At 64.0% G+C, this 23821-nt stretch carries 22 protein-coding genes, 1 tRNA gene and 2 rRNA genes (1 of these 25 running past the window's edge); 13 read left to right on the forward strand and 12 right to left on the reverse strand.

What is annotated here, in order from left to right; all coding sequences use genetic code 11:
• Positions 1-422 precede the first annotated feature (422 nt).
• Positions 423-1082, reverse strand: coding sequence for a TetR/AcrR family transcriptional regulator (locus tag ACVILI_RS31625; protein WP_038649834.1), 660 nt, complete (start codon positions 1080-1082; stop codon positions 423-425).
• 51 nt (positions 1083-1133) lie between these two features.
• Here ACVILI_RS31625 and ACVILI_RS31630 point away from each other — a divergent pair, with 51 nt between their 5' ends.
• Genes ACVILI_RS31630 through ACVILI_RS31640 form a run of 3 tightly spaced genes read left to right on the forward strand, consistent with a single transcriptional unit; the run spans position 1134 to position 3631 of the window.
• Positions 1134-2330 (forward strand): Tm-1-like ATP-binding domain-containing protein, encoded by a 1197-nt coding sequence (locus tag ACVILI_RS31630; RefSeq protein ID WP_038649837.1) that lies wholly within the window; start codon positions 1134-1136, stop codon positions 2328-2330.
• Positions 2331-2340: 10 nt separating this feature from the next.
• Positions 2341-3207: a phosphoenolpyruvate hydrolase family protein gene (locus ACVILI_RS31635; RefSeq protein ID WP_038649841.1), complete on the forward strand. Its 867-nt coding sequence runs from the start codon at positions 2341-2343 to the stop codon at positions 3205-3207.
• Positions 3208-3211: 4 nt separating this feature from the next.
• Positions 3212-3631, forward strand: a complete 420-nt coding sequence (locus ACVILI_RS31640) for a cupin domain-containing protein (protein WP_019861312.1) — start codon at positions 3212-3214, stop codon at positions 3629-3631.
• Positions 3632-3713: 82 nt separating this feature from the next.
• Here the strand turns inward: ACVILI_RS31640 and ACVILI_RS31645 are convergent, their stop codons facing one another.
• The gene (locus ACVILI_RS31645) at positions 3714-4904 is read right to left on the reverse strand and encodes a M24 family metallopeptidase (protein ID WP_457102731.1); all 1191 of its coding nucleotides are present in this window, start codon (positions 4902-4904) and stop codon (positions 3714-3716) included.
• A gap of 366 nt (positions 4905-5270) precedes the next feature.
• Here ACVILI_RS31645 and ACVILI_RS31650 point away from each other — a divergent pair, with 366 nt between their 5' ends.
• The 6 genes from ACVILI_RS31650 (at position 5271) to ACVILI_RS31675 (ending at position 11027) form a co-directional block, all read left to right on the forward strand.
• Entirely contained in the window at positions 5271-6881 is a 1611-nt protein-coding gene (locus ACVILI_RS31650) for an ABC transporter substrate-binding protein (protein WP_038649847.1), read from the forward strand.
• Between the two features lie 258 nt (positions 6882-7139).
• The gene (locus ACVILI_RS31655) at positions 7140-8126 is read left to right on the forward strand and encodes an ABC transporter permease (RefSeq protein WP_019861315.1); all 987 of its coding nucleotides are present in this window, start codon (positions 7140-7142) and stop codon (positions 8124-8126) included.
• Positions 8123-8953 (forward strand): ABC transporter permease, encoded by an 831-nt coding sequence (locus ACVILI_RS31660; RefSeq protein ID WP_019861316.1) that lies wholly within the window; start codon positions 8123-8125, stop codon positions 8951-8953. The genes ACVILI_RS31655 and ACVILI_RS31660 overlap by 4 nt, the downstream gene beginning before the upstream one ends.
• On the forward strand, positions 8950-9747 hold the full coding sequence (locus ACVILI_RS31665) for an ABC transporter ATP-binding protein (RefSeq protein WP_019861317.1): 798 nt from the start codon (positions 8950-8952) through the stop codon (positions 9745-9747). Before ACVILI_RS31660 ends, ACVILI_RS31665 begins: the two co-directional genes overlap by 4 nt.
• Positions 9744-10529 (forward strand): ATP-binding cassette domain-containing protein, encoded by a 786-nt coding sequence (locus tag ACVILI_RS31670; protein ID WP_038649850.1) that lies wholly within the window; start codon positions 9744-9746, stop codon positions 10527-10529. The genes ACVILI_RS31665 and ACVILI_RS31670 overlap by 4 nt, the downstream gene beginning before the upstream one ends.
• 324 nt (positions 10530-10853) lie before the next feature.
• Entirely contained in the window at positions 10854-11027 is a 174-nt protein-coding gene (locus ACVILI_RS31675) for a hypothetical protein (protein ID WP_223217854.1), read from the forward strand.
• A gap of 74 nt (positions 11028-11101) precedes the next feature.
• Here the strand turns inward: ACVILI_RS31675 and ACVILI_RS31680 are convergent, their stop codons facing one another.
• The 4 genes from ACVILI_RS31680 to ACVILI_RS31695 form a co-directional block, all read right to left on the reverse strand.
• Positions 11102-11857 (reverse strand): ATP-binding cassette domain-containing protein, encoded by a 756-nt coding sequence (locus tag ACVILI_RS31680; RefSeq protein ID WP_038649853.1) that lies wholly within the window; start codon positions 11855-11857, stop codon positions 11102-11104.
• Positions 11850-12911 (reverse strand): ABC transporter permease subunit, encoded by a 1062-nt coding sequence (locus ACVILI_RS31685; protein WP_019861320.1) that lies wholly within the window; start codon positions 12909-12911, stop codon positions 11850-11852. Before ACVILI_RS31685 ends, ACVILI_RS31680 begins: the two co-directional genes overlap by 8 nt.
• A 95-nt stretch (positions 12912-13006) precedes the next feature.
• Positions 13007-13984: an ABC transporter substrate-binding protein gene (locus tag ACVILI_RS31690; protein WP_027047417.1), complete on the reverse strand. Its 978-nt coding sequence runs from the start codon at positions 13982-13984 to the stop codon at positions 13007-13009.
• A 412-nt stretch (positions 13985-14396) separates the two neighbouring features.
• Entirely contained in the window at positions 14397-15296 is a 900-nt protein-coding gene (locus tag ACVILI_RS31695; RefSeq protein ID WP_038649855.1) for a sugar-binding transcriptional regulator, read from the reverse strand.
• A 276-nt stretch (positions 15297-15572) separates the two neighbouring features.
• Here ACVILI_RS31695 and ACVILI_RS31700 point away from each other — a divergent pair, with 276 nt between their 5' ends.
• Positions 15573-16481 carry a tagatose-bisphosphate aldolase gene (locus tag ACVILI_RS31700; RefSeq protein WP_038649857.1) on the forward strand — a complete coding sequence of 303 codons (909 nt, stop codon included), beginning with the start codon at positions 15573-15575 and terminating at the stop codon, positions 16479-16481.
• 84 nt (positions 16482-16565) lie between these two features.
• A complete protein-coding gene (locus tag ACVILI_RS31705) occupies positions 16566-18002 on the forward strand; it encodes an ROK family protein (RefSeq protein ID WP_240564523.1) in 1437 nt (478 codons plus the stop codon).
• A 17-nt stretch (positions 18003-18019) separates the two neighbouring features.
• Here the strand turns inward: ACVILI_RS31705 and ACVILI_RS31710 are convergent, their stop codons facing one another.
• A complete protein-coding gene (locus ACVILI_RS31710; RefSeq protein WP_038649863.1) occupies positions 18020-18802 on the reverse strand; it encodes a DeoR/GlpR family DNA-binding transcription regulator in 783 nt (260 codons plus the stop codon).
• 45 nt (positions 18803-18847) lie between these two features.
• Here ACVILI_RS31710 and ACVILI_RS31715 point away from each other — a divergent pair, with 45 nt between their 5' ends.
• On the forward strand, positions 18848-19030 hold the full coding sequence (locus ACVILI_RS31715; RefSeq protein ID WP_019861327.1) for a hypothetical protein: 183 nt from the start codon (positions 18848-18850) through the stop codon (positions 19028-19030).
• On the opposite strand, the gene ACVILI_RS31720 is transcribed toward ACVILI_RS31715, so the two are convergent.
• Both ACVILI_RS31720 and ACVILI_RS31725 read right to left on the reverse strand, forming a co-directional pair.
• Positions 19031-19642, reverse strand: a complete 612-nt coding sequence (locus ACVILI_RS31720) for an NAD(P)-dependent oxidoreductase (RefSeq protein WP_038649866.1) — start codon at positions 19640-19642, stop codon at positions 19031-19033.
• Positions 19643-19678: 36 nt separating this feature from the next.
• Complete coding sequence (locus tag ACVILI_RS31725) at positions 19679-20317, reverse strand: DsbA family protein (protein WP_038649868.1); 639 nt, start codon at positions 20315-20317, stop codon at positions 19679-19681.
• A 139-nt stretch (positions 20318-20456) separates the two neighbouring features.
• On the opposite strand from ACVILI_RS31725, the gene ACVILI_RS31730 reads away from it, so the two are divergent.
• Positions 20457-21374 (forward strand): LysR family transcriptional regulator, encoded by a 918-nt coding sequence (locus tag ACVILI_RS31730; protein ID WP_019861331.1) that lies wholly within the window; start codon positions 20457-20459, stop codon positions 21372-21374.
• A gap of 261 nt (positions 21375-21635) precedes the next feature.
• On the opposite strand, the gene ACVILI_RS31735 is transcribed toward ACVILI_RS31730, so the two are convergent.
• From ACVILI_RS31735 to ACVILI_RS31745, 3 genes are all read right to left on the reverse strand, one after another.
• Positions 21636-21712: transfer RNA gene (locus ACVILI_RS31735), tRNA-Met, on the reverse strand.
• 156 nt (positions 21713-21868) lie between these two features.
• A 5S ribosomal RNA gene (gene rrf / locus ACVILI_RS31740) occupies positions 21869-21983 on the reverse strand.
• Positions 21984-22187: 204 nt separating this feature from the next.
• Positions 22188-23821: ribosomal RNA gene (locus ACVILI_RS31745) — 23S ribosomal RNA — on the reverse strand (it continues 1166 nt past the right edge of the window).

The following is a 23821-nucleotide window of genomic DNA, read 5'->3' on the forward strand; positions in this document are numbered from 1 at the left end:
CGGACGGAACACGTGACATCCGTATGATCCTCCTCGCCCTACCGAAATGGACTGCGGCTGTCATTCCCGATCCGCCTTTTCTTTCCTAATCTGGTATTACCAATCTAAGATGCCCGTCAAGCGCTTTCTTGAAATTCGCCGTCACCAAAATAAGCTGAATACGTCCGCTATATGTTCGTATTTCCTTCATTTTTGGCAGTTCTCCACCTTCATCCCGTTCGCAAAACGCCAATCCCCAAAATTATTGAAATCGCCGACCTTCAAATCTGGTCGAACCAGATTCGCTCCGAGCTACCGCGGCTACCGCCCCGGATTGCCCTCGACGACCCCCCAATCGGTCCGCATCGGGAGAAGTCTCATATCCTGCATCCGCCTTCGTCCAGCCCTCCTCCATGCCCAACTCACGCCGCCACCGCCGCTGGTCAGGATGGCGTCCGGAGTCGCGCCTGCCGCACCAGCGCTGAGGCCGCCCACTGGGCGACGGCCAGGGTCTTGCCGCTGTCCAGGCCCCAGATGTCCTTGAGCACGATCAGCACTTCGACGCCGAAGACCAGCGACAGCGCCTGCGCAAGGCGTTTGAACTCACGCGGCGGCAATTGGCCCTTGAGCGGCGCGATCGCCTGCTGCAGCAAATCGACGCGATGACCGCGCGTAAAGGCCGGCTCACCGCCCAGCGTGCCGGCCTGGCGTTGCGCCCATTGATCGAGCGACAGCTTCAGCGCCGCCTTGAACGTTGCTTCAAAAGCCTCGATGCGCGGCATGGCCGTATCGAAAAGCTCCGCGACCCGGCGCTCGGCATCCGCCGAGGTCGATTGCCAGGTCAGGATCGGACCAAGCCCCTCGTCGACGACAGCCTGCACCAGTGCCGCCTGGCTGGGGAAATAGCGATAGGCGGTGGCGCGGGAAACTTCCGCCGCTTCCGCCACCTCGCTGACCGACGGCGTGACGCCCGCCTGCATCAGCCGTGTCGCCGTCTCCAGCATCAGCCGTTTCGTGCGCGCCCGAGGTCCACGCTCTGGAGCCGGGCCGCTTCCCCGCTCGGTGTCGCCTTTTGCTGTGGATCGTTGACGTGAGACATTCATGTCAATATGATACGCGCGTCTCAAAAATTTGCAATACCTTGGAAGGCGCCAATGAAGCGCATCTATGTGGTCGGCACCGCGGACACCAAAGGTGAGGAGCTCGCCTTCCTGGCCGATGCGATTGCCGCGACGGGCGCTCATGTTTGCCGCGTCGATGTCGGAACACGCGACGCAACGATCCCGGTCGATATTGCGGCGAAGGAAATCGCCGGCCACCATCCGCGCGGCCACGCGGCCGTGCTCGGCGGCGATGACCGTGGCGCCGCGGTAGCCGCCATGGGCGTCGCTTTCACCCGCTTCGTCCAGTCGCGGAACGACATCGCCGCGGTGATCGGCATTGGCGGCGGCGGCGGCACGTCGATCATCACGGCGGGCATGCGCGCTTTGCCGCTCGGCCTGCCGAAAATCATGGTCTCGACGCTCGCCTCCGGCGACACGGCTCCCTATGTCGATGTCTCCGACATCATCATGATGCCGTCGGTGACCGACATGGCCGGGCTGAACCGGCTCTCCCGCGTCGTGCTGCACAATGCCGCCCAGGCGATAGCGGGCATGGCGGCAACGCCGGCGCCGCCGCCCGACGGCAAGCCGTCGATCGGGTTGACCATGTTCGGCGTCACCACGCCTTGCGTCACCGCCATCGCCGACCAGCTTCGCACCGCGTATGATTGCATGGTCTTCCACGCCACCGGCACCGGCGGCCGCAGCATGGAAAAGCTGGCCGACAGCGGCCTGCTGTCCGGCGTCATCGACATCACCACGACAGAGGTCTGCGACCTCCTATTCGGCGGCGTCCTGCCGGCAACGGAGGATCGCTTCGGCGCGATCGCCCGCCGCAAGCTGCCCTATGTCGGCTCGGTCGGCGCGCTCGACATGGTCAATTTCTGGGCGCCTTCGACCATTCCGGAACGCTACAGCGGACGGCTGTTCTACGAACACAATCCCAACGTTACGCTGATGCGCACCACCGCCGACGAATGCCACCAGATCGGCGAGTGGATCGGCGCCAGGCTCGCCCTCTGCGAGGGGCCGTTGCATTTCCTGATCCCGGAGAAAGGCGTCTCGGCGCTCGACATCGAGGGCGGCACCTTCTTCGATCCGCAGGCCGACGCCGTGCTGTTTGACGCCATCGAGCGCACGATCAGGCCGAATGCCAATCGTCGCGTCACGCGCCTGCCGCTGCATATCAACGATCCCGAATTCGCCAGGGCCGCGGTCGCGGCTTTTCTCGACATCGCCAGACAATGAGAGCCCAGACATGCCCGCAATACCGCGCAAGGACATACTGAAGAAATTCAGGGGAATGATCGACAAGGGCGTGCCGATCGTCGGCGGTGGCGCCGGCACCGGCCTGTCGGCCAAGGCCGAGGAGGCCGGCGGCATCGACCTGATCATCATCTACAACTCCGGCCGCTACCGCATGGCCGGGCGCGGCTCGGCCGCCGGCCTGCTCGCCTATGGCAATGCCAACGAGATCGTCAAGGAAATGGCCTATGAAGTGCTGCCGGTGGTCAGGCACACGCCGGTGCTGGCCGGCGTCAACGGCACCGACCCGTTCGTCATCATGCCGCTGCTTCTGGCCGAGCTGAAGACGATGGGCTTTTCCGGCGTGCAGAATTTTCCGACCATCGGCCTGTTCGACGGCAGCATGCGGCAGAGTTTCGAGGAGACGGGCATGGGCTTCGGGCTCGAGGTCGACATGATCGCCGAGGCGCACAAGCTCGATCTGCTCACCACCCCCTATGTCTTCAATCCCGACGAGGCGCGCGCCATGACCAAGGCCGGCGCCGACATCGTGGTCGCCCATATGGGTGTGACGACCGGTGGCTCGATCGGCGCCACCTCGGCCAAATCGCTCGACGATTGCGTCGTCGCGATCGACGCCATCGCTGATGCCGCCCGCTCGGTGCGCAAGGACGTCATCCTGCTCTGCCATGGCGGCCCGATCTCGATGCCGGACGATGCCCGCTACATCCTCGACCGCTGCAAAGGCCTGCATGGTTTCTATGGTGCAAGCTCGATGGAACGGCTGCCGGCGGAGGCGGCGATCGCCAGGCAGACAGCCGATTTCAAAGCGGTGACGCTCGGTGGTGAGAAGACCAAACCAAAGAAAAAGAAGGGATGAGACCATGACCGACAAGAGCAAGGTGTTTGTCTATCCGAAGGACGTCAGCGCCTTCGGCTTCGATTGGGGCCGACTGGCGCTGACGGTCGCTCCGGAAGTTAACGGCGCGACCCGCTTTTCCGGCGGTGTCGTCGACCTGCCCTCCGGCAAGGGCCACACCCGCCACAACCATCCGGGCGCCGAGGAAATCATCTTCGTTATCTCCGGCCATGGCGAGCAGATGGTCGAGGACGAGAAGGGCAATCCGGTGGTCGCGAAGGTCGGCCCCGGCTGCACCATCTATGTGCCGGAGAGCCGCTTCCATTCGACGCTGAATACGGGCGACGGGCCAATGCAGCTGTTCGTTGTTTATTCGCCGGCTGGACCGGAACTAGTGTTGCGGGAGTTGCCGGATTTCAGGCTGATTCCGGCGGGCGGGAAGTAACTTTCCTGGACAACGGGGTGTTCTCCCCGTTCTACAGGGAGAAGGTGCCGGCAGGCGGATGAGGGGCGGCGCCAGCCTTCCTTTATAGGGTCCCGCCCCTGTTCCACCCGCGCCCGCGATCACCGAACATCACATAACCAGTCTCCGTGACCGCCAGCGTATCCTCCAGCTTGATGAACCCGCGCGTCGGGTGAAGCATGGTCGTCTCGACCGACAGCACCATGTTCTTCTCCAGCGGCTTGTCCGCATAAGTACCTTCATAGGCCACCGGGTGGTTCGTCATCAGGAACGGCGCCTCATGCGTGATCAGGCCCATGCCGTGGGCGAAGAAATCCGTATAGGGCGCGACCTTGGATTTCTTCAGCACGCCCTCGGCGTGCGAAATCATGTCTCCACCCAGCGTGCCGGCTTTCACCTTGGAGAACGCCGCCTGCTGCACGGTTTCGACCTCGGCCAACAGATCCTCAAGCTCGGCATCAGGCTCGCCCAGAATGCCCATGCGGCAGAGGTCGCCGATATAGCCGTGATAATTGCCGCCGGAATCGATCGACAGCACCTCGCCCTTCTTCCACGCCTGCGGCGAGGCGGCGCGGTTGTGGCTGGAGCCCAGCGTCAGCAGGCAATATTCGAAATGCGCGCCGCGATTGGTCTCCTCGCGCCTGATCTGCTCGATCATCTGGGCCTTGGTCGTGCCTTCGCGCGCCCAGGCGATGGTCGCCAGCATGGAATCGGTGATCAGCTCGGAGGCGGTGCGAAGCTTCTCCAGCTCCGCGTCGGTCTTGATGGCGCGCATGCGCTCCAGCATGTCGGTCGCGTCGATCAGCTTCGCTTCCGGCAATGCCTTGCGGATCAGCGTGTAGGCGTCCGACGGCAGGAAGCCTGGTTCGATGCCGATGCGCGCACCCGCTTTGCCGATCTTTTGCAGATGTTCGACGGCGAGGTTGGCGGCATCGAGCGTGCCCCAGCAGGCGGCATGCAGCGTCGGCGTCCAGAACGGGTTGTTCTGATGCTCACCGCCTTCCATGCGGTTGCCGATATAAGCCGCGTGCTCCGGTCCACCTTTTTCGTAGACGACGATCGGCAGGTAGCGGCTATGGCCGATCGCATCCATGGCGGCAAAGAAGATGAATTTGTAACCGCCCAGCAAATACTGCGTGTTGTGCTTGGAGGTCGCGAGCAGCACATCGATGCCGGCCTCCTCCATCAGCCGCTCGACCCTGGCCTGGTCGAACGGAATATTGCTGACGGCATTCTTGCCCGGCGCAATGTTCATCTCTCTCTCCCTGAATTTGCCCGGGATCGACGCTGTTTCGCTCCCAATCCCTTGGCTGTGGATCAAATCTGCACCATTTTGCCCGCTCTGGTCTAGCCAGAAATCTACCAACGGCGCAGCCAAACGGTCACCAACTCGTCATCTGTCGCGTATTCGCCAAATCTGGTCTTACCAGATAGATCGAATTGAGCCGTTCTCTTAAACTGGTCCAGCGGACGAAAATTTCAAAGCCAAGCCAGGATGCGCCAATTCCGTCTCTGGCGAAACCCATGACAAGGCTCATAATCACTGTCGCAAGGATGCACGCGCCGGCATCCGAGGGGTGTTGTCGCGCCGATCGGGTCGCGCAGAGGACGGAGTTCGATCATGTCAGGTTTCACGATCTCGAGACGCAAGATGCTTGCCGGCTCGGCGATGCTGCTGGCCTCCACGGCCATGCCGAAATTGGCCTTGGCGCAGACGCCGAAGAAGGGCGGCCGGCTGGTGCTCGCCGCCGATTCCGAGCCGCGCAACCTCAACCCGGCGATCGTCGCCTCCAACGGCGTCTTCTTCATCTCCAGCAAGATCGTCGAGACGCTGGCCGAAGCCTCCTTCGACGGCAAGGACGGGCTCGCGCCACGCCTGGCGCTGAGCTGGGAAGGTGCCGCCGACGGGTTGTCGGCGACGTTCAAGCTGCGCGACGGCGTCAAATGGCATGACGGCAAGCCGTTCACCTCGGCCGATGTCGCCTTCTCGGCGCTGCAGATCTGGAAACCGCTGCAGAATCTCGGCCGCACCGTGTTCAAGGATCTGGCCAGCGTCGAGACGCCCGACGATCTCACCGCCGTGTTCAAATTCGCCAAGCCGACGCCGTTCCAGCTGATCCGCAACGCGCTGCCGGCGCTGTCGAGCGTCGTGCCCAAGCACATCTACGAGGTCGGCAAGATCGAGGACAACCCGGCCAACACCGCGCCGATCGGCACCGGCCCGTTCAAGTTCGGCGAGTACAAGGCCGGCCAGTATTACCGACTGACGAAGAACACCGATTATTGGGGCAAGGACGAACCCTATCTCGACGAGATCATCTACCAGGTGCTGCCCGACCGCACGTCCGCGGCAAGCGCGCTGGAAGCCGAGGAGATCCAGCTTGCCGCCTTCTCCGCCGTGCCGCTGGCCGACCTCGACCGCATCTCCAAGGTGCCGGGCCTGAAGGTGATCACCAAGGGCTATGAGGGGCTGACCTACCAGCTCGTCGTCGAGATCAACCATCGCCGCAAGGAACTGGCCGATTTGAAAGTGCGCCAGGCGATCGCGCATGCGATCGACAAGGACTTCGTCGTCAAGACGGTGTTCCTCGGCTATGCCGCGACCGCCACCGGCCCGGTGCCGAAGAACGATCCGCAGTTCTACACCGCCGATGTCCCGACCTATGCCTTCGACGTCGCCAAGGCCAACGCGCTGCTCGACGAGGCCGGCTACAAGAAGGGCGCTGACGGCAAGCGCTTCTCGCTCAAACTTTTGCCGGCGCCCTATTTCAACGAGACCAAGCAGTTCGGCGACTATCTGCGCCAGGCGCTCGCGGCCATCGGCATCGACGCGCAACTGGTCAACAACGACTCCGCCGCGCACATCAAGGCCGTCTACACCGACCACGCCTTCGACCTCGCCGTCGGCCCGCCTGTGTTCCGCGGCGACCCGGCGATTTCGACCACCATCCTGGTGCAGAGCGGGATTCCCGACGGTGTGCCGTTCTCCAACCAGGGCGGCTACAAGAACGCCGCGCTGGACGCGCTGATCGCCAAGGCGTCCGAGACGCTCGACACGACGGCCCGCACCGACCTCTACAAGGAGTTCCAGAAGGAGGTGGCCGCCGACCTGCCGCTGATCAACGTCGCCGAATGGAGTTTCATCAGCGTCGCGCGCGACACGGTGGGCAACATCGCCAACAATCCGCGCTGGGCGGTGTCGAACTGGGCGGACACGTATCTGGCGGGCTAGCAAGATCGTCACGGGATGCTTGCGCATCGTTTGGGCGAGTGCTCATCATCGGCGATGAGAGTCCCTTCGCGCATCCCTCTATCTTGCCGGGTAAGGCTGCCGGCTTCACCCTCCCCCTTGTGGGGAGGGTCGACGAGTGGATGCCGCGAAGCGGCAGCCGGTCGGCGGGGTGGGGGGTGTGGCGCAGGCCTGAAAGAGACCCCCACCCCGCTCCGCTTTGCGGAGCGATCCTCCCCACAAGGGGGAGGGTAAGCCAACATGACCCGCGCCCTCATCCTTCTCCGCCGCCGTCTCGTCGGCAGCGTCTTCGTGCTGCTGATCGTTGTCATCGGCACGTTCCTGCTGCTCGAAGCCGCCCCCGGCGATGCCGTTGACGCCTATATCGTGTCGACCGGCGGCGACGCCGGCATGATCGAAATGCTGCGCCATCGCTGGGGCCTCGACCAATCGGAACTGACGCGGCTCGCCAATTATCTCTGGGCGCTGCTGCATCTCGATCTCGGCCAGTCGGTGACCTTCTCCAGGCCGATCCGCGACGTGATTCTCGAACGGTTGCCCAACACACTGCTGCTGATGGTCAGCGCCACCGCGCTGTCCTTCGGGCTGGGTTCCGCCCTCGGCATCTACGCCGGCGCAAGGCCCGGCAGCGCCCGCGATCGCTTCCTGTCGATCGGCTCGCTGGCCCTCTATGCCGTACCGGGTTTCTGGCTCGGCCTGGTGCTGATCGCCGTCTTCGCCGTCGACCTGCGCTGGCTGCCGATCGGCGGCATCGAGACGCTCGCCTCGGACAAGACCGGCCTCGACCGCGCCGCCGACATCGCCATCCATCTCATCCTGCCGGTGGCCGCACTCGGCTTCATCTACCTCGCGCTCTACCTGCGCATGATGCGCGCCGGCATGGCCGAAGCCTGGCGGCAGGATTTTGTCCTCGCCGCCCGCGCCAGGGGGCTGTCGCGCCGCCGCGTCGTGCTCGCCCACGTCGCCCGCAATGCGCTGCTGCCGCTGGTCACCATGCTCGGCCTGCAATCGGCGCAGATGCTGGGCGGCAGCGTCGTCATCGAGAGCGTGTTTTCCGTGCCCGGCCTTGGGCGGCTGGCGCAGGAAGCGGTGGCTTCGCGCGACACGCCTCTGCTGCTCGGCATCATCCTCACCAGCGCCGTCCTGGTCGTCGTCATCAACCTGCTGGTCGACATCGCCTATGCTTTCCTCGATCCGCGCGTCGGCGCCGGCGAGGCCGGCGCATGAGCCCGCTCCGCCGTTTCCTGCGCACGCCCGAGGCGGTCGCTGGCGCCATCCTGCTGGCCGCATTGATTGCGATGGCGCTCATCGCACCGCTGCTGTTTCCCGGCGATCCGCAAGCCATCGCCGGCCCGGCGCTGCTGCCGCCTTTCCAGGATTGGTCGCTGCCGCTCGGCACCGATCGGCTCGGCCGCGACGTGCTGGCCGAACTCTTCCACGGCGCCCGCACCTCGCTCGCTGTCGGCCTTGCTGCTGCTGCGGCGGCACTTGCCATCGGCGCGGTGGTCGGGACGCTTGCCGGCTTTGCCGGCGGCCTCGTCGACGAGGTGCTGATGCGCATCACCGATGCCTTCCAGACCGTGCCGAGCTTCCTGCTGGCGCTGGCCTTCGTCAGCGTCGTCGGCCCGTCGCTCGGCATCGTCGTTGCGGCAATAGCGCTCGGCACCTGGACCGGGCCTGCCCGTGTCGCCCGCGCGGAAGTCCTCTCCATTCGCGAACGCGATTATGTCGCCAGCGCGCGTGCCATCGGCATGCCTTCGCTCGAAATCGCCTTTCGCGAAGTGCTGCCCAACGCCTTGCCGCCGGTGCTGGCAATGTCCTCGGTGATCGTCGCCGCCGCCATCCTCACCGAAGCGGCGCTGTCCTTCCTCGGCCTCGGCGACCCCAACCGCGTCACCTGGGGCGGCATGATCGCCGAAGGCCGCGCCGTGCTGCGTACCGCGCCCTTCCTGTCGATCGTGCCAGGTATTGCGCTGGTGCTGACCGTGCTCGGCGTCTATCTCGCCGGTGAAGGCATTGTCGAGACGACGGCGGTCAGGCGAAGTCTGTCGTGAGCGCGCTCGCTTCGATCCGCGACCTGACGGTGACCTATCGCCGCGACGGCAACGCAGTGGCGGCGCTGAGGAACATCAGCCTCGACATCGTGGCTGGCGAGCGCCTGGCCATCATCGGCGAAAGCGGCTCCGGCAAGAGCACGCTGGCGCTGGCGATTGCGGGATTGCTGCCGGCTTCTTCAGCGGTTGGCGGAAGAATTGAATGGTCCGGCCTTGGTCGCCCGCCCCTCCTTGGCCGCGACATCGGCTTCGTCTTCCAGGACCCTTCCGCCAGCCTCGATCCCGTGATGACCATCGGCAAACAGATCGCCGAAGTCGCCCGCACCCATCTCGGCCTCACCTGGTCCCAGGCATACGCCAAGGCCAAAACCTTGCTCGAACGCGTCCGCCTGCCCGACCCGGACTCGGCCCTGCACGCCTTCCCGCACCAGCTCTCCGGCGGTCAGAAGCAGCGCGTGGCGATTGCCGCGGCCATTGCGGCCGGGCCGAAACTGCTGATCGCCGACGAGGCGACCAGCGCGCTCGACACCATCGTGCAGGCAGAGATCGTCGCCTTGATCCGGCGGCTGGTGGCCGAGGACGGCATGACGCTGCTGTTCATCAGCCATGACATCGCGCTGGCGGCCGAACTCGCCGAGCGTATCGCCGTGTTCCGCCATGGCCAACTCGTCGAACTTGGCGCGACGGCACAAATTGTCGACGCCCCAACTCAAGCCTACACCCGCACCTTGCTCGACGCCCATATCGGCCTCGACGCCGCACCATTGCTGAACCGAGCCGGGCTCCCCGCATGAGCCTGCTCGCAGTGTCCAACCTCACCAAACACTACCGGCGCGGCGGCAAGACCGTCATTGCAGTCGACGACGTGTCTTTTCACATCGAGCCCGGCGAAACACTGGCGCTGGCCGGCCCTTCCGGCAGCGGCAAGTCGACGATCGCGCGGCTGGTGCTGCGCCTGATCGAGCCGGACGCTGGCGCCATTGAATTCGAGGCCAATGATTTCCTCGCCTTGGGTGGTGCTGCGTTGCGCGCACGCCGCGCGCGTCTGCAAATGGTGTTCCAGGATCCGTTGGCCGCCTTCAACCCGCGCGCCACGGTGGCGCGTGTCCTCGACGATCCCTTGCGCATCCATGGCATCGCCTCCCGCGCAGAGCGGCCGCGCCGCATCGCCGCCTTGCTCGAGCGTGTCGAGCTGGCGGCCGACCTTGCGCCGCGCGCCATCCACGAAATCTCCGGCGGCCAGCGGCAGCGCGTCGCTATCGCCCGCGCCATCGCCACAAAACCATCGCTGATCGTGCTCGACGAGGCGGTCTCGGCACTCGACGTCTCGGTGCGCGGACAGATCCTCGACCTTTTGCTCGACCTGCAAAGGCAGGAACAGATCGCCTATCTCTTTATTTCCCATGATCTCGGCGTCGTGCGCGCCGTCGCCCACCGCGTCATCCTTCTCGATGCCGGCCGGATCGCCGAGAGCGGCGATGCCCGCGCCGTCATCGACGCCCCGCAGTCAGCCATCGGCAAGGCGTTGGTGGCGGCAGCACCAAGGCTCAAAAGAACCACACAGGACGCATCATGACCGACCCTGAAGGCAGAGCCGAAAAGCTGTCGCGTGAACTCGATTCCGCCTTCCGCAATCGGGCCGATCTCTATCGCCCTGTCCTCGAAGAACTGACCGGAGAGCTGGGTTCTGACAAGGCCGAGGCGATCATGATCCGCGCCATCGAGCAGCGCGGCAAGGAAGTGGCGGCGGCCGCCTTCGCCAGCTTCGGCGCCAATGATGCGCCTGCGATCGGCGAGGCCTTCCTGGCGGTCAGCCCGGATGGCGGCCTGATGTATCCGACCGATGTCGAACGCGGCGATGACCGCATCGCCTTCAGGGTCAAGCGCTGCCCGTTGAAGGATGCCTGGGTCGAGGCTGGCGTCGGCGACGAAAAGCACGCTTTGCCGCATCGCCGGCGCCTTCGACCGCGGTCTGTTCGAGGCGACCGGCGTGCGCTTCCACAACGTCACCTGGACGCCCGGCCACGGCTCCGGCTGCTGCCACATCGCGCTGACCGATCGCGATGCCGGCTAAGCATTGACGATCTAAGGTGTGTTGAGATTCAGGTCAGGCCGAGCGTCTGCAGGCCGGCAGAACATCAACACAGCTTAGCCCCCGACCATCAGCTTGACGACCTCGTCATGGTTGGTCTCGGAGATCTTGCGCTCGCCGGCCTGGATGCCGCGCCGCAGCACGACGATACGGTCCGACACAGCAAAGATGTCCTGCAGATTGTGCGAGATGAAGATCACGCCGCGCCCTTGCGCCTTGAGCTGGTGGATCAGCGAGATCACCTTGCGCTGCTCCGGCACGCCAAGCGCGGCCGTCGGCTCGTCCATGATCAGGATCTGCGCATCCCAGTAGACGGCGCGGCCGATGGCGACGGCCTGGCGCTGGCCGCCGGAGAAATTACTGACCGGGGCCTCGAGCCGGCTGACATGGAAGTCGAGCCGTCCCATTGTTGCCTTGGCCGCTTCAGCCATCGCCTTGCGGTCGAGCACCGGCAGGAAGCCGAACGCCTTGCGCATGGGTTCGCGGCCAAGGAAGATGTTGGCGCCGATCGACAGATTGTCGGCGAGCGCCAGATCCTGGTAGATCGTCTCGATGCCCTTCTCGCGCGCCTCCTGTGGCGTCGCGAACGTCACCGGCTGACCCCGCAGCAGGATCTCGCCACCAGTCGGCTGGAACACGCCCGATATCGCCTTGATCAGCGTCGTCTTGCCGGCGCCGTTGTCACCGGCCAGCGCCACCACTTCGCCCGGCCGCACGGCCATGGAGAAGTCGTTGAGCGCACGCACGGCGCCGAAATGCTTGGAGAGATTCCGGACTTCCAGCAGGGGCGCGTTCTGGTTGGTGCTATTCATCCTGACGGGCTCCACTGAACCGGCGCTGCGCCTGGTCGATAAGGACGGAAATGATGATGACGACGCCGACGGCGATGAACTGCCAGAACGGCTCGACATTGACGAAGACCAGCCCGTACTGGATGACCGCGATCACCAGCGCGCCGGCGACCGTGCCGAAAATGGTGCCGGAGCCGCCGAACAGGCTGGCGCCGCCGATGACCACCGCCGCGACGCTGTCGAGCAGCAGTGGCTCGCCCGCCTGCGCCGCGCCCGCCGTGAAGCGCGCGGCATAGAGCGCGCCGCCGAGGCCGGCGCACATCGCCGACAGCACGTAGAGCCGCAATATGTGGCCCCTGATGTCGATGCCGGCCCGCCGCGCTGCCTGCACATTGGCGCCGATGGCATAATTGTGCTGGCCGAACCGGGTCTGGCTGAGCAGGTAGTGCATGACGATGACGAAGACCGCGGTGATCAGCACCAAATAGGGCACGCCATAGAACTTGCCGTTGCCGAGCAGCGCGAACCAGGAATTCTGCACCGGCACGGTGGTGCCGCCGGCAAGCAGGAAGGCGGCGCCGCGCGCGACGCCGAACATGCCGAGCGTGCCGATGAAGGGCGGCACCTTGAGCCGCGAGATCAGCAGGCCGTTGATAACACCCGGCACGCCGGCAACGATCACCGAGGCAAGGATGCCCGCCAGCATGGCCAGCGGCAGGGGAATGGCGGCGCCCGCCATGTTGGTGGCATGCGCGGCGATGACGGCTGCCAGCCCCATGATGAAGCCGAGCGACAGGTCGATGCCGCCGGAAATGATGACGAAGGTCTGCCCGGTCGCCAGCAGCAGCGGCGCCACGGCGAAGATGGCGATGGACTGCAGGTTGAATGGATTGAGGACGAAGGTCGCGCCGAAGGCGAGCCGCGACCAGACCTCGAAACAGATGAGCAGTCCGGCCAGGAACAGCCAAGCGCGCCCTTCGGCGATGCGTGCGACCAGGCTTCGGGCCGGATCGCCATGATCGGCCTGAGGGGCGACATGCTTCTCGGCAGGCTGGGCTGGTGATGTCGAGGTCATGGATACTCCGCGGCGCCTTCAGACAGGTCTCGATTGGCGAGGGACCCGGTGCAGGCTCCCCCCGGCGGACCGGGAGGAGCCAGACTGTGCTAGACTTACTCGGAGTAGAGATACTTCGAGATGTTCGGGTCCGCGATGTTGGACTTGTCCATGATCGTGAAGCCGGTGCCGATCGTGACCGGGATCGAATGGCCGGTCAGGTGGGCATAGGCCGAGACAACGCCGTAATAGCCGATCTCGGCCGGATGCTGGGCGATCGCCACGTCGACCAGGCCGGTGTTGATGTTGTCGACGATGCTGGTCGGCGCATCGAAGGCGACGACCTTGACCGTACCGGTCTGTCCCGCCTGCTTGACGCCGTTGGCGGCACCCAGCGCCGAGAACAGATTGGCACCGAAGACACCGACCAGATCGGGATTGCGCGCGAACACCGCCTGCAGTTGCGAAGCCGCCTTGTTGGCGTCGTCGTCATTGAACTGGGTTTCCAGCACGGTGATGCCCGGATGCTTGGCCATCTCCTTCTTGAAGCCTTCTTCGCGCTGGTCAGTGGTCGAGATGCCGGGCTTGACGTTCGAGACGTAGACCTTGCCCTTGTCGCCAATGGACGTGGCCAGAGCCCGCGCCGCGATCTCGCCACCCAGTACATTGTCCGACGCGATGTAAGACAGCGGGAAATCGGCATCGCCGGCGCCGGTCTGGTAGACGCCGCTGCCGATGAAAGTGTCGACCGTGATGACCGGAATGCCGGCGTCATTGGCCTTGCGCAGCGGCTCGACCAGCTGAACCTTGTCGGTCGGCGCGATCAGGATTGCATCCGGCTTCTTGGCGATGACCGCGTCGAGCACCGGCACCTGGGTGACCGGGTTGAAGTCCGGCGCACCCTGGAAGACCAGGTTGACGCCAAGCGCGTCGGCCGCCGCTTGGGCGCCCTTGCGCATGGTGATGTAGAAGCCGTCGGTGGTCAGGCCGGGAATGAGCGCAATGGTGTATTTCTTGTCCTGCGCCTGCGCGGGCGCAATCAGCACCGTGGCACTGACGGCGAGCGCCGCGAGCGCGGCAACGATCTTCTTCATGACATCCTCCTCATTGTTGGCAGATCTGCCGTTTGCAAGTGACATTGGAATGGCCGTCATCCGTTCGGATGCCGACGGCCGGGAACGCCTGTTTGCCTTTTGCGGGCAGCTCCTCCCAAGCGCCCTCCAGTCGATATGTCGGCCGGTCAGTCGCCGGCGCACCTGGCCACAGCCTCGTTCCTAGCCTCCGCGAGGTCCGGCAAACTGTGTCCCACGCCTCGCCTTGCCGGCGGGCGTTCGAACTTGTAACACTTTGCAGAAATAAATTGCAACTCGGTTTTTCCGAGTTGGTAGCGCCGGGCTTTTCACACCGTACGACATCCGATTGCTCCGCAGAGCCCCGGTCAACTATCACCCGGGGCTTTCGGCGGCACAACTGGTTTTCGTGACGGCGTCCTGCCTGGACTATTCGTTACGCGAGCGCTGCGAGAATGGCCTGCGCCGTCTTGGTATCCGTCACCAACGTGTTGATGAGACCGGCGCGAACGGCTGCAATAATTGCCGTCGCCTTTTCCGGCGACGCGGCAAGGCCGATGACCAGTGGCACCGCGCGCAACTGCGCCGGCGACATGGCGATCATCCGGCTCTCCCCTTCCCAGGCAATCAGCGTGCCCTCGGCATCGAAGTAGTGGCGAAGCACGTCACCGGCGGCATGAACCAGCGCCTGCTCGCTCGGCGTGGCGGCGCTCGCCTCTGGGGCATTGATGGCATGCGGCAGGCCGATACCGACGATCGCGACATCGGTCCTCTCCCACAAAGCGACGGCATCGCGGATGGCGGTGTCGCGCAGGAAGACCTCGCGCAATTCGCTGGACGGCAGATAGGGGGCATGGATGAAATGCGGCGTGCCGCCGAACTCCTCGGCGGCAAGCCGCACGAATTCATTGACCTGAAAATGCGCCGCCTGCTGCTGCATGCCGCCGGTGGCGGCCACGGTCAGCACGCCAGGCATCCGCGGCAGGCCGGCCCGGATGACTTCGCGCACGGCGCGCCCCCAGCCGATGGCGACGACGGAGCCCGCCACCAGCTGCGCCTGCCTGAGCAACCCGCCAAGGGGTGCGGCGAGCGCCGCAAGCGTGCCCGCCGCCGGCGTCTCGACCACAGCGGCATCGCGCAATTTCAAGCCGTCGATCAGCTGCCTGGTGATGTCCTCCGGCGTTGCCAGGTCGAGAACCTCGATGCGGACAATGCCCTCGGCCCGCGCCCGCTGCAGCAAGCGCGAAATCGTCGCGGTGGAGACGCCGAGCCGGCGAGCAATATCGACCTGCGACATCGCCTCCACATAATGCAGCTTGGCCACCGTGTGCAGCATCGTCCGCGATGCGGTCGCATCCTGGATGGGAGGGGAAGACAGCTTGCAATTCCTTTCAGCAACGTGTTACATACACATAGGCCGACGGGAGTTATCGCGCAAATCCAGCCAACTCGCAACGTGCGGCGGCTCGCGGGCCGCGAGCCCGGCGAGGCGCTTTCTTCGAAGGCGATGGCGCGTCGCGGCTTCCTGCCGGCAGGCGGGCAGAACTGAACATCGTTGTTTCCACGGGATCCGCGCCCTTCGTCTAGAGAGCGCCAACATCGGATTGAGACCATGACCAAGATGACCACCGCGGAACTGCGCGGCTACCAGCAGATATGTGGCAAGGACGGGGCCATGGTGGCCATCGCCTGCGACCAGCGCGGCGGCATGCGGACCTTGCTGGCGTCGGACCCGGACGAACAGGCCAAGATCACCAATGACATGCTCGGCGACACCAAGGCCGACATCACGCGCTACCTCGCCAGTGCGGCGTCCTGCGTGCTGCTCGACCCGCTCTGCGGGGTGCCGCGCATTGTCGACGAAGGCGTCTTGAACCGCGATACGGCGCTGCTCATCGGCCTCGACGCTTCCGGTTTCGATATCTCTCCCGAAGGTTACCGCCTGTCGCGCCTCGTTCCCGGCATCGACGCGCGCCGCGTCCGCGCACTCGGCGGCACCGGCGGCAAGATCATGGTGTATCTGCGGGCCGACAAGCCTGAAGCCAACGACCACAACATCGCCATCCTGCGCCAGTGCATCGCCGATTTCGGCCAGGAAGACCTGCTGCTGGTCGTCGAGTTCCTGACCTACCAGCTCGACGGGGAAAGCCCCGAGGACTATGCGGCCAAGACGCCATGGCTTGTCGAGGAAGGCACCAGGATTTCGCTGGAGTGTGGCGCCAAGGTGCTGAAGCTTCCCTACCCCGGAACGGCGGAAGCCTGCGCCAACATCACCAAAATGGCCGGCGACGTGCCGTGGGCGGTGCTTTCGGCCGGCGTCAACCACGCGACCTTTCTCGGCCAGGTCGAGATCGCCATGCAGAATGGCGCCTCGGGCGTCATCGCCGGCCGCTCGCTGTGGAAGGATTGCATCTCGCTTGACCGTGACATCCAGCGCGAAAGGCTTAAGACCATCGCAGTGCCGCGATTGCGTGAAATCCAGGCCGTGATCGGGCACTACCGGCAGAAAGCCGCTGCCTGACAGCTGCGTTGGACGAGAGCTGTTCCAGCGAAAGTGTGAAGCGGCTTTGCGTCCGGAATTGCGTGAACACAGATGCAGGACGCCATGCCTCAGAGCATAGGAATAGATATCGGCGGCACCAATCTGCGTGCCGCCCGCATTTCCGGCACCGGTGAAATCCTCAAGCGCGTTTCCGAAAAAAGCGCGCCCGACCCGGAGCTGGTGCTCGGCCGCATCGCAGACATGGTGCGCCTTCTCGACACGCCGGACGTGAAGGCCATCGGCGTCGGCGTTCCGGGCCGCGTCGATGCGCGGCGCGGCGCGGTCCTGTCGGGCGGCTATGTCAACCTCGCCTCGGTTGCGCTGGCCCAGCGCCTGGAAGACATGACAGGCAAGCCTGTCGTCATCGACAATGACTGCAACATGGCGCTGGCCGCCGAGATGGCGCTCGGCGCCGGGCGCGGCCATGGCAACATCGTCATGTTCACCATCGGCACCGGCATTGGCGGCGCCGTCGCCCAGGATCGGCGGATCACGCGTGGTTCGGCAACGGCGGGCCAGCTCGGCCACATCACCGTCGACGTCAATGGCGAGGTCTGCGCCTGCGGCCGTCGCGGCTGCGTCGAGACCACCAGTTCGGGCACCGCGCTCGGCCGTCATATTGCGCGCGCCGGGCTCGGCGCCGACATTTCTGTCGATCAGCTCTTTGCCCGCGATGCGGCGGGAGACACCCAGGCGCGCGGCATTCTTGATGCCTGGGCGAAACCATTGCGTGCCGCCATCGACACCACCGTTGCCATGCTCGCTCCCGATCTGGTGCTGCTTGGCGGCGGCCTTGGCCGGGCGGCTCACGCAGCACTCGGCCGCGCGCCGGCGCTGGCACCCTGGTACCAATGCCAGGTCGAAGCAGCACAACTCGGCGACGACGCCGGCGTGATCGGCGCCGGCCTCCAGGCACTGGCGGGGGACCAGCACACGTCGCCCTCGACCCAGTCCAGCCGCCTGCGGCGCGCCGTGCTCGTCAACGGCATCCCCGCCAGCGGCAAGAGCACCGTCTCGCGCGGCATCGCCGATCGCATGGGCTGGCCGCTGCTGGCGCTCGACACGATCAAGAACCCCTTTCTCGAAGTGCTCGGCGGCGGCGACCGCCTGTTCAACCGCACGCTGGGCCGCGGCAGCTACCAGGCGATCTGGTCGGTGGTCGGCGAAGCGCCGGCCGGCACCACCTTCATCGTCGATGCCTGGTTCGGCTTCCAGCCGCGCGAGGTTCTCGAGGATCATCTGCGAAAGGCCGGCGTCGAGCAGACTTTCGAAATCTGGTGCCACGCGCCCGGCAAGATGCTCGCCGAGCGCTATGGCGCCCGCCTCGACCAGCGCCCCGCTGGCCATCCCGGTGCCGCCTATATTCCCGAACTGATCGAGCTCGCCAAGCGCGCCGAGCCGCTGCGGCGCGGACCGCTCTTCGACGTCGACACGACGAAGCCGATCGACTTCGATGCCATCACGGCCTGGTTGCGGGCGACGATGGCCGGCGGCGCATAGACAGTCGGAAGACCCGTTCAGTCGCCGCTACAGACGTGAAGTTCCGTTCCGGCCGCCTCGATGACCGCGCGCAGCGCCGGTTGCGGCTCACGATCCGTGACGATGTCGGAAAGCGCGCTGAGAGCGCAGATCCGTTCGAGGCTGTTGCGGCCGAACTTGTCGTTGGTCACCACAAGCGCTGTGGACAGCGCGCGAGAGATCATAGCCCGCTTGACCGCCGCCGCCCCCGAGATCATGTCGCTGGGCCCGTCCGCGGACAGGCTCGATGCTCCGATGATGGCAATGTCGGCATTGTAGCGCCTGACGAATTCCACCGTATCCTCACCGACCACGCTGGCTTCTCGGCTGTCATAGGTGCCGGGGCACAGGATGACCCGAAAGCTCGGATTGGCGCCGGTCACCGAGGCCACGCCGATGGAGTTGGTGATGATCGTCAGCTCCCGCTTCAGCTGCGAGAGACCGCGCGCCACCTCATAGGTCGTCGAGCCGCCATCGATCATCACGATCTGGCCCTTCTCAACCAGTCCGGCCGCACCGCGCCCGATCCGCGCACGCTCCTCGATCATGGTCTGGCTGCGCTCGGCGATCACCGGCTCGGATGTCGCCAGCGAGATCGTCGCACCGCCATAGGTTCGGTTGAGCAACCCCGCATCGCCAAGCTCGATAAGGTCGCGCCGGATCGTTTCGCCGGCGACACCCAGGCGCAAAGCGAGCCTGGAAACACGGATCGAGGCCGAGCGGCGCACTTCCGACAGGATGAGCTCATGCCGCTCCTTCTTCGACAGCCGGCTCTGCTCCATGATCTGTCCTCCGCGAAGTCTGGAACATTAGCGGCACCGACGTTGATGGGGAAGGAGTCCCGCGAGCACGATTTGAGCGCCGAGGAACGCGCCTTCGTCGAACGCCGCCGCCAGGAGCTGAGACAGGACGGCCTCGTCACCGAAACTTATCGGCGCGTCGGCGTCCGCGAAGCCCTGATGCGGCTGGCGTCGGCCGGTCCCGATCGAGACACGGCCGCTGCCGTCTGATTAATAGCCGACCGTAAAACGCTGCCTGATGTGGGCCGGCTTCTCGATCTCGTCGACCATGACGATGGCGTAGTCCTCGAAGGAGATGCTGCTGCCCTTGTCCGAGGCCAGTAGCGTGTCCTTGCCAAGACGGTATTTGCCGGTGCGCTCGCCCGGGACGAACATGGCGGAGGGCGACAGGAACGTCCAATCGAGGTCGCCGACGGTTTTCAGCTTGTCGAGGAAGTCGGCGCCCTTCTGTGCCTCGGCCTTGTAGATCGCAGGGAATTCGGGCGTGTCGACCAGCCTTTTACCGGGCGCGACCTCAAGGCTGCCGGCGCCGCCGACAATGAGATAGCGCTTGACGCCGGAAGCACGCACTGCGGCGATCAGCGTGTCGGGGTCGCTGTCAACGAAATGCACGGCGCTGATCACCACATCATGACCATGGATCAGCCTGGCGAGACCTTCCTTGTCGAAGACATCGCCCTTCCTGGCCGTCACACGGGGCAGCGCGGCGATTTTTTCGGGGTGGCGGGCAATGCCGGTGACCGTATGGCCACGGTCGGAGAGTTCCTCGAGCAGGCGCGAACCGACAGCGCCCGATGCGCCGATGAGAGCGACTTTTGCCATGTCCTTTTCCAGTCCTTGTTGGAGGTCAGTTGTGGATCACGCCGCCGCGATATGGGCGACGAGATTGTCGAAGCTGCCAAACAGCGCATTCGAACCGATGAGCCGCGGTGCATCGTTGCGGATGACTGCCAGCGAAGGCACGCCGTTGGCATGCAGGCGCTGGAACAGCTCTCGGCCACGGCCGACCAGTTCGGCATGAACCGTCAGCACGGTTTCGGCCGGCTTCCTCAGCATGGCGGCGGCATCGGCCATGCCGGTATCGGCGAGCACGGCGGCTACGCCTTCGGCAGTCACGATATCTCGGCCGTCGACATAGCGCGCACGCTGGATCGCCTTCAGTGCTGTGAGCCGTCGGCTGGGATCTTCCAGTCCGGCGGCGCTGATGCCGAGGGTTGCCGCATGCGAGTCGAGCAAAGTGCCACGGATGCCGAGGACATTGCGCTGATAGGCCTGCGTGAATGCCTGTCCGGTCAGACGCTCGATGCGCTGGTCGTTCGCCCATGCATGTGCGGCAAAGCCTTCATCCATCGGCAGCGCACCGGCGCCGGAGAACAGCCCGGTCGCCAGCGGCTCGATGCGCACGCCGCTGGCCGACAGCCTGTCCAGCATCGGCGTGGCGCCGTAGCACCAGCCGCAGAGCGGATCGAAAAGGTAAGTCACGTCTGAATTACTCACGAGCGCTGCCTTCCTTGGTACGGACTGTCGGCTGACGGGCCGCCAAAAAGTCTTGGCCGTATGTGGCAGGCGGAGGTCTTGCTATAAACAGCGCTCAATAATACAAACTGTCTGATTTAATCATACAAAAGCAGTCGCCTTGGCCGACCTTCTGAACCTCAATCGGCTCGTCTACTTCACCACCGTCATGGAAACCGGCTCGTTCACATCAGCTGCGGACCGGCTTGGCGTCGCCAAGGCCGTGGTCAGCCATCAAGTCGGCAGGCTCGAAGAGGAACTGGGCGCGACGCTGCTGCAGCGCACGACGCGGCGCGTCACCCCGACGGAAGACGGTCGCCTCTTTTATGATCGCGCGATGATCATCCTGCGTGAGGCGGAGTCGGCCTATGGCGAGATTTCGCAGGCAGCGGTCGAGCCGAGCGGAACGCTGAGGCTGACCGCGCCGCTCGACTACGGCACCAGAGTGGTGGCGCCGGTCATGGCGGCATATCTGAAAGCCTATCCGCAGATGCGCGTCGAAGCGATCTTCGACGACGCGGTGAGCAATCTGGTCGACGAGCAGATCGATCTCGGCATCCGCGTCGGCTGGCTTGCTGATTCCTCTAACCAGGCGCGGCGACTGGGCACGATTCAACAGATCGTCGTTGCGAGCCCAGCCTTTGCGGCAGACCTGCCCGCGGATGCGAACCCGAACCAGGCGCGATCGCTGGCCTGGGTCGGCAATGCCCAGCTGCGCGGCGTCGGCCAATGGTTGTTCTCTAAGGACGGCGACACGGTGCTGACCGAACTCAATCCCGTCGTCGTCTGCGACAAAAGCCCGGCGGCCTATGCTTGCGTGCTCGCCGGCATCGGTCTGGGCATATTTCCTGACTATGCGGTCGATGAGGATATCGTCGGGGGTCGGCTTGTGCGGATATTCGCGCAGTGGACCTTGCCGACCGGCGGCATCCACGCGGTGTTCCCGCCGGCCCGCTTCCGGCCCGCCAAGGTGCGCGCCTTCGTCGAATTGCTCGCCGCGGCCGAGCGAAAGCGAGCACGCGGCGTCGCCAGGGGGTGACTCCGCACACAGCACGCAATGTCAGTGGAGGCTTACATCGGAACGCTTTGGCCTTAGCCGTGTTTCGATCGTGCCCAAACGCAAAACGGCCCGCTGGTTTGAGCCAGGCGGGCCGTTTATGATTTGGTTTTGGGGAGAGGCTTTGCGTTTCTGACCGGCGGCGTCGGCAAGGCCTCGTTGCGGACGGCTGATGAGGGTTAACTCGCCGGGCACCACGGCTAAATACAAAAGAGCCCGCACGAGGGCGGGCTCTTTTGTATTTGGTTGCGGGGACAGGATTTGAACCTGTGACCTTCAGGTTATGAGCCTGACGAGCTACCGGGCTGCTCCACCCCGCGTCACCATTGGATGTAAGCGCAAGCCTACAAATAGGTAGATGGCTCACCAAATGAAAGGGCCGCTTGCGCGGCCCGTGGTCCCTTGGCGGGCCTTGTTCGTAGAGAGAAGATTTCACTGACATCCGATTGGATGTGAGTTCAACGTGCGTTTAGCAGACCTGGCAGCGACCTACTCTCCCGCGTCTTGAGACGAAGTACCATCAGCGCTGGAGCGTTTCACGGCCGAGTTCGGAATGGGATCGGGTGCAGCCGCTCCGCCATAACCACCAGGTCGGCAAAACGCACGTTGTTCGAGAAGCTGTTTTTTGTGCCTTGGACGTTCTTTGATCTTGGCGCCTTTCGAAGCGAAGCTTCGCAAGGTCGACCGACCGTCGGCGCTGATGCACCGCACCCACGTAGCGCCCGCCCGCAGGGCGGAACAAGCGTGAGTGAGAACAAACCATCTGACCTTGTCAGATGGGCATAAGGAATGAGAACGATCAAGCCGATCGAACTATTAGTACCGGTAAGCTTCAAGCGTTGCCGCTCTTCCACACCCGGCCTATCAACGTGGTCGTCTTCCACGGTTCTCAGGGAATACTCGTTTTAAGGTGGGTTTCCCGCTTAGATGCCTTCAGCGGTTATCCCGTCCGGATATAGCTACCCTGCTATGCGGCTGGCGCCACAACAGGTCCACCAGAGATCCGTCCATCCCGGTCCTCTCGTACTAGGGACAGATCCTTTCAATATTCCTACACCCACGGCAGATAGGGACCGAACTGTCTCACGACGTTCTGAACCCAACTCACGTACCGCTTTAAATGGCGAACAGCCATACCCTTGGGACCTGCTCCAGCCCCAGGATGCGATGAGTCGACATCGAGGTGCCAAACAACCCCGTCGATATGGACTCTTGGGGGTCATCAGCCTGTTATCCCCGGCGTACCTTTTATCCGTTGAGCGATGGCCCTTCCACGCGGGACCACCGGATCACTATGACCGACTTTCGTCTCTGCTCGACTTGTCAGTCTCGCAGTCAGGCAGGCTTATGCCATTGCACTCAGCGAACGATTTCCGACCGTTCTGAGCCCACCATCGCGCGCCTCCGTTACTCTTTAGGAGGCGACCGCCCCAGTCAAACTACCCACCATACATTGTCCCGGACCCGGATAACGGGCCGCGGTTAGACATCCATAGTAATAAGGGTGGTATTTCAAGGGTGGCTCCACCTGAGCTGGCGCCCAGGTTTCAAAGCCTACCACCTATCCTACACATGCCACTACGAATGCCAATGTAAAGCTATAGTAAAGGTGCACGGGGTCTTTCCGTCTAACCGCAGGAACCCCGCATCTTCACGGGGAATTCAATTTCACTGAGTCTATGCTGGAGACAGCGGGGAAGTCGTTACGCCATTCGTGCAGGTCGGAACTTACCCGACAAGGAATTTCGCTACCTTAGGACCGTTATAGTTACGGCCGCCGTTTACTGGGGCTTCGATTCAGAGCTTGCACCCCTCCTCTTAACCTTCCAGCACCGGGCAGGCGTCAGACCCTATACGTCGTCTTGCGACTTCGCAGAGCCCTGTGTTTTTGATAAACAGTCGCTACCCCCTGGTCTGTGCCACCCTCCTCCACTTGCGTGGAAAAGGGTCACGCTTCTTCCGAAGTTACGCGTGCAATTTGCCGAGTTCCTTCAGCATAGTTCTCTCAAGCGCCTTGGTATACTCTACCAGACCACCAGTGTCGGTTTCGGGTACGGTTTATAAGGAGGAGCTATTTCCTGGAACCACGCAGCAGCCCGTTCAATCCGATAAGATTGGACTACCTCAATGATCCGTCACTACCTCCAAGCCCACGAATATTAACGTGGTTCCCATCGACTACGCGTTTCCGCCTCGTCTTAGGGGCCGGCTAACCCTGCTCAGATTAGCTTTAAGCAGGAACCCTTGGTCTTTCGGCGGGGGAGTCTCTCACTCCCCTTACGTTACTCATGTCAGCATTCGCACTTCTGATACCTCCACCACCCCTCACGGGTATGGCTTCATCAGCTTACAGAACGCTCCGCTACCGCTCGTGATTGCTCACGAACCCTAAGCTTCGGTGTATGGCTTTAGCCCCGTTACATTTTCGG

It is taken from the genome of Mesorhizobium sp. USDA 4775 (assembly GCF_054062655.1).

Excerpts from the sequence above, each read along its gene's own strand:
- ACVILI_RS31655 (WP_019861315.1), top strand. The coding sequence starts at position 7,140 with ATGACCCGCGCCCTCATCCTTCTCCGCCGCCGTCTCGTCGGCAGCGTC.
- ACVILI_RS31625 (WP_038649834.1), bottom strand. The coding sequence starts at position 1,082 with ATGAATGTCTCACGTCAACGATCCACAGCAAAAGGCGACACCGAGCGG.
- ACVILI_RS31670 (WP_038649850.1), top strand. The coding sequence starts at position 9,744 with ATGAGCCTGCTCGCAGTGTCCAACCTCACCAAACACTACCGGCGCGGC.
- ACVILI_RS31685 (WP_019861320.1), bottom strand. The coding sequence starts at position 12,911 with ATGACCTCGACATCACCAGCCCAGCCTGCCGAGAAGCATGTCGCCCCT.
- ACVILI_RS31710 (WP_038649863.1), bottom strand. The coding sequence starts at position 18,802 with ATGGAGCAGAGCCGGCTGTCGAAGAAGGAGCGGCATGAGCTCATCCTG.
- ACVILI_RS31635 (WP_038649841.1), top strand. The coding sequence starts at position 2,341 with ATGCCCGCAATACCGCGCAAGGACATACTGAAGAAATTCAGGGGAATG.
- ACVILI_RS31695 (WP_038649855.1), bottom strand. The coding sequence starts at position 15,296 with ATGCTGCACACGGTGGCCAAGCTGCATTATGTGGAGGCGATGTCGCAG.
- ACVILI_RS31680 (WP_038649853.1), bottom strand. The coding sequence starts at position 11,857 with ATGAATAGCACCAACCAGAACGCGCCCCTGCTGGAAGTCCGGAATCTC.
- ACVILI_RS31675 (WP_223217854.1), top strand. The coding sequence starts at position 10,854 with ATGCCTGGGTCGAGGCTGGCGTCGGCGACGAAAAGCACGCTTTGCCGC.
- ACVILI_RS31660 (WP_019861316.1), top strand. The coding sequence starts at position 8,123 with ATGAGCCCGCTCCGCCGTTTCCTGCGCACGCCCGAGGCGGTCGCTGGC.
- ACVILI_RS31715 (WP_019861327.1), top strand. The coding sequence starts at position 18,848 with ATGGGGAAGGAGTCCCGCGAGCACGATTTGAGCGCCGAGGAACGCGCC.
- ACVILI_RS31630 (WP_038649837.1), top strand. The coding sequence starts at position 1,134 with ATGAAGCGCATCTATGTGGTCGGCACCGCGGACACCAAAGGTGAGGAG.
- ACVILI_RS31690 (WP_027047417.1), bottom strand. The coding sequence starts at position 13,984 with ATGAAGAAGATCGTTGCCGCGCTCGCGGCGCTCGCCGTCAGTGCCACG.
- ACVILI_RS31720 (WP_038649866.1), bottom strand. The coding sequence starts at position 19,642 with ATGGCAAAAGTCGCTCTCATCGGCGCATCGGGCGCTGTCGGTTCGCGC.
- ACVILI_RS31700 (WP_038649857.1), top strand. The coding sequence starts at position 15,573 with ATGACCAAGATGACCACCGCGGAACTGCGCGGCTACCAGCAGATATGT.
- ACVILI_RS31650 (WP_038649847.1), top strand. The coding sequence starts at position 5,271 with ATGTCAGGTTTCACGATCTCGAGACGCAAGATGCTTGCCGGCTCGGCG.
- ACVILI_RS31645 (WP_457102731.1), bottom strand. The coding sequence starts at position 4,904 with ATGAACATTGCGCCGGGCAAGAATGCCGTCAGCAATATTCCGTTCGAC.
- ACVILI_RS31705 (WP_240564523.1), top strand. The coding sequence starts at position 16,566 with ATGCCTCAGAGCATAGGAATAGATATCGGCGGCACCAATCTGCGTGCC.
- ACVILI_RS31640 (WP_019861312.1), top strand. The coding sequence starts at position 3,212 with ATGACCGACAAGAGCAAGGTGTTTGTCTATCCGAAGGACGTCAGCGCC.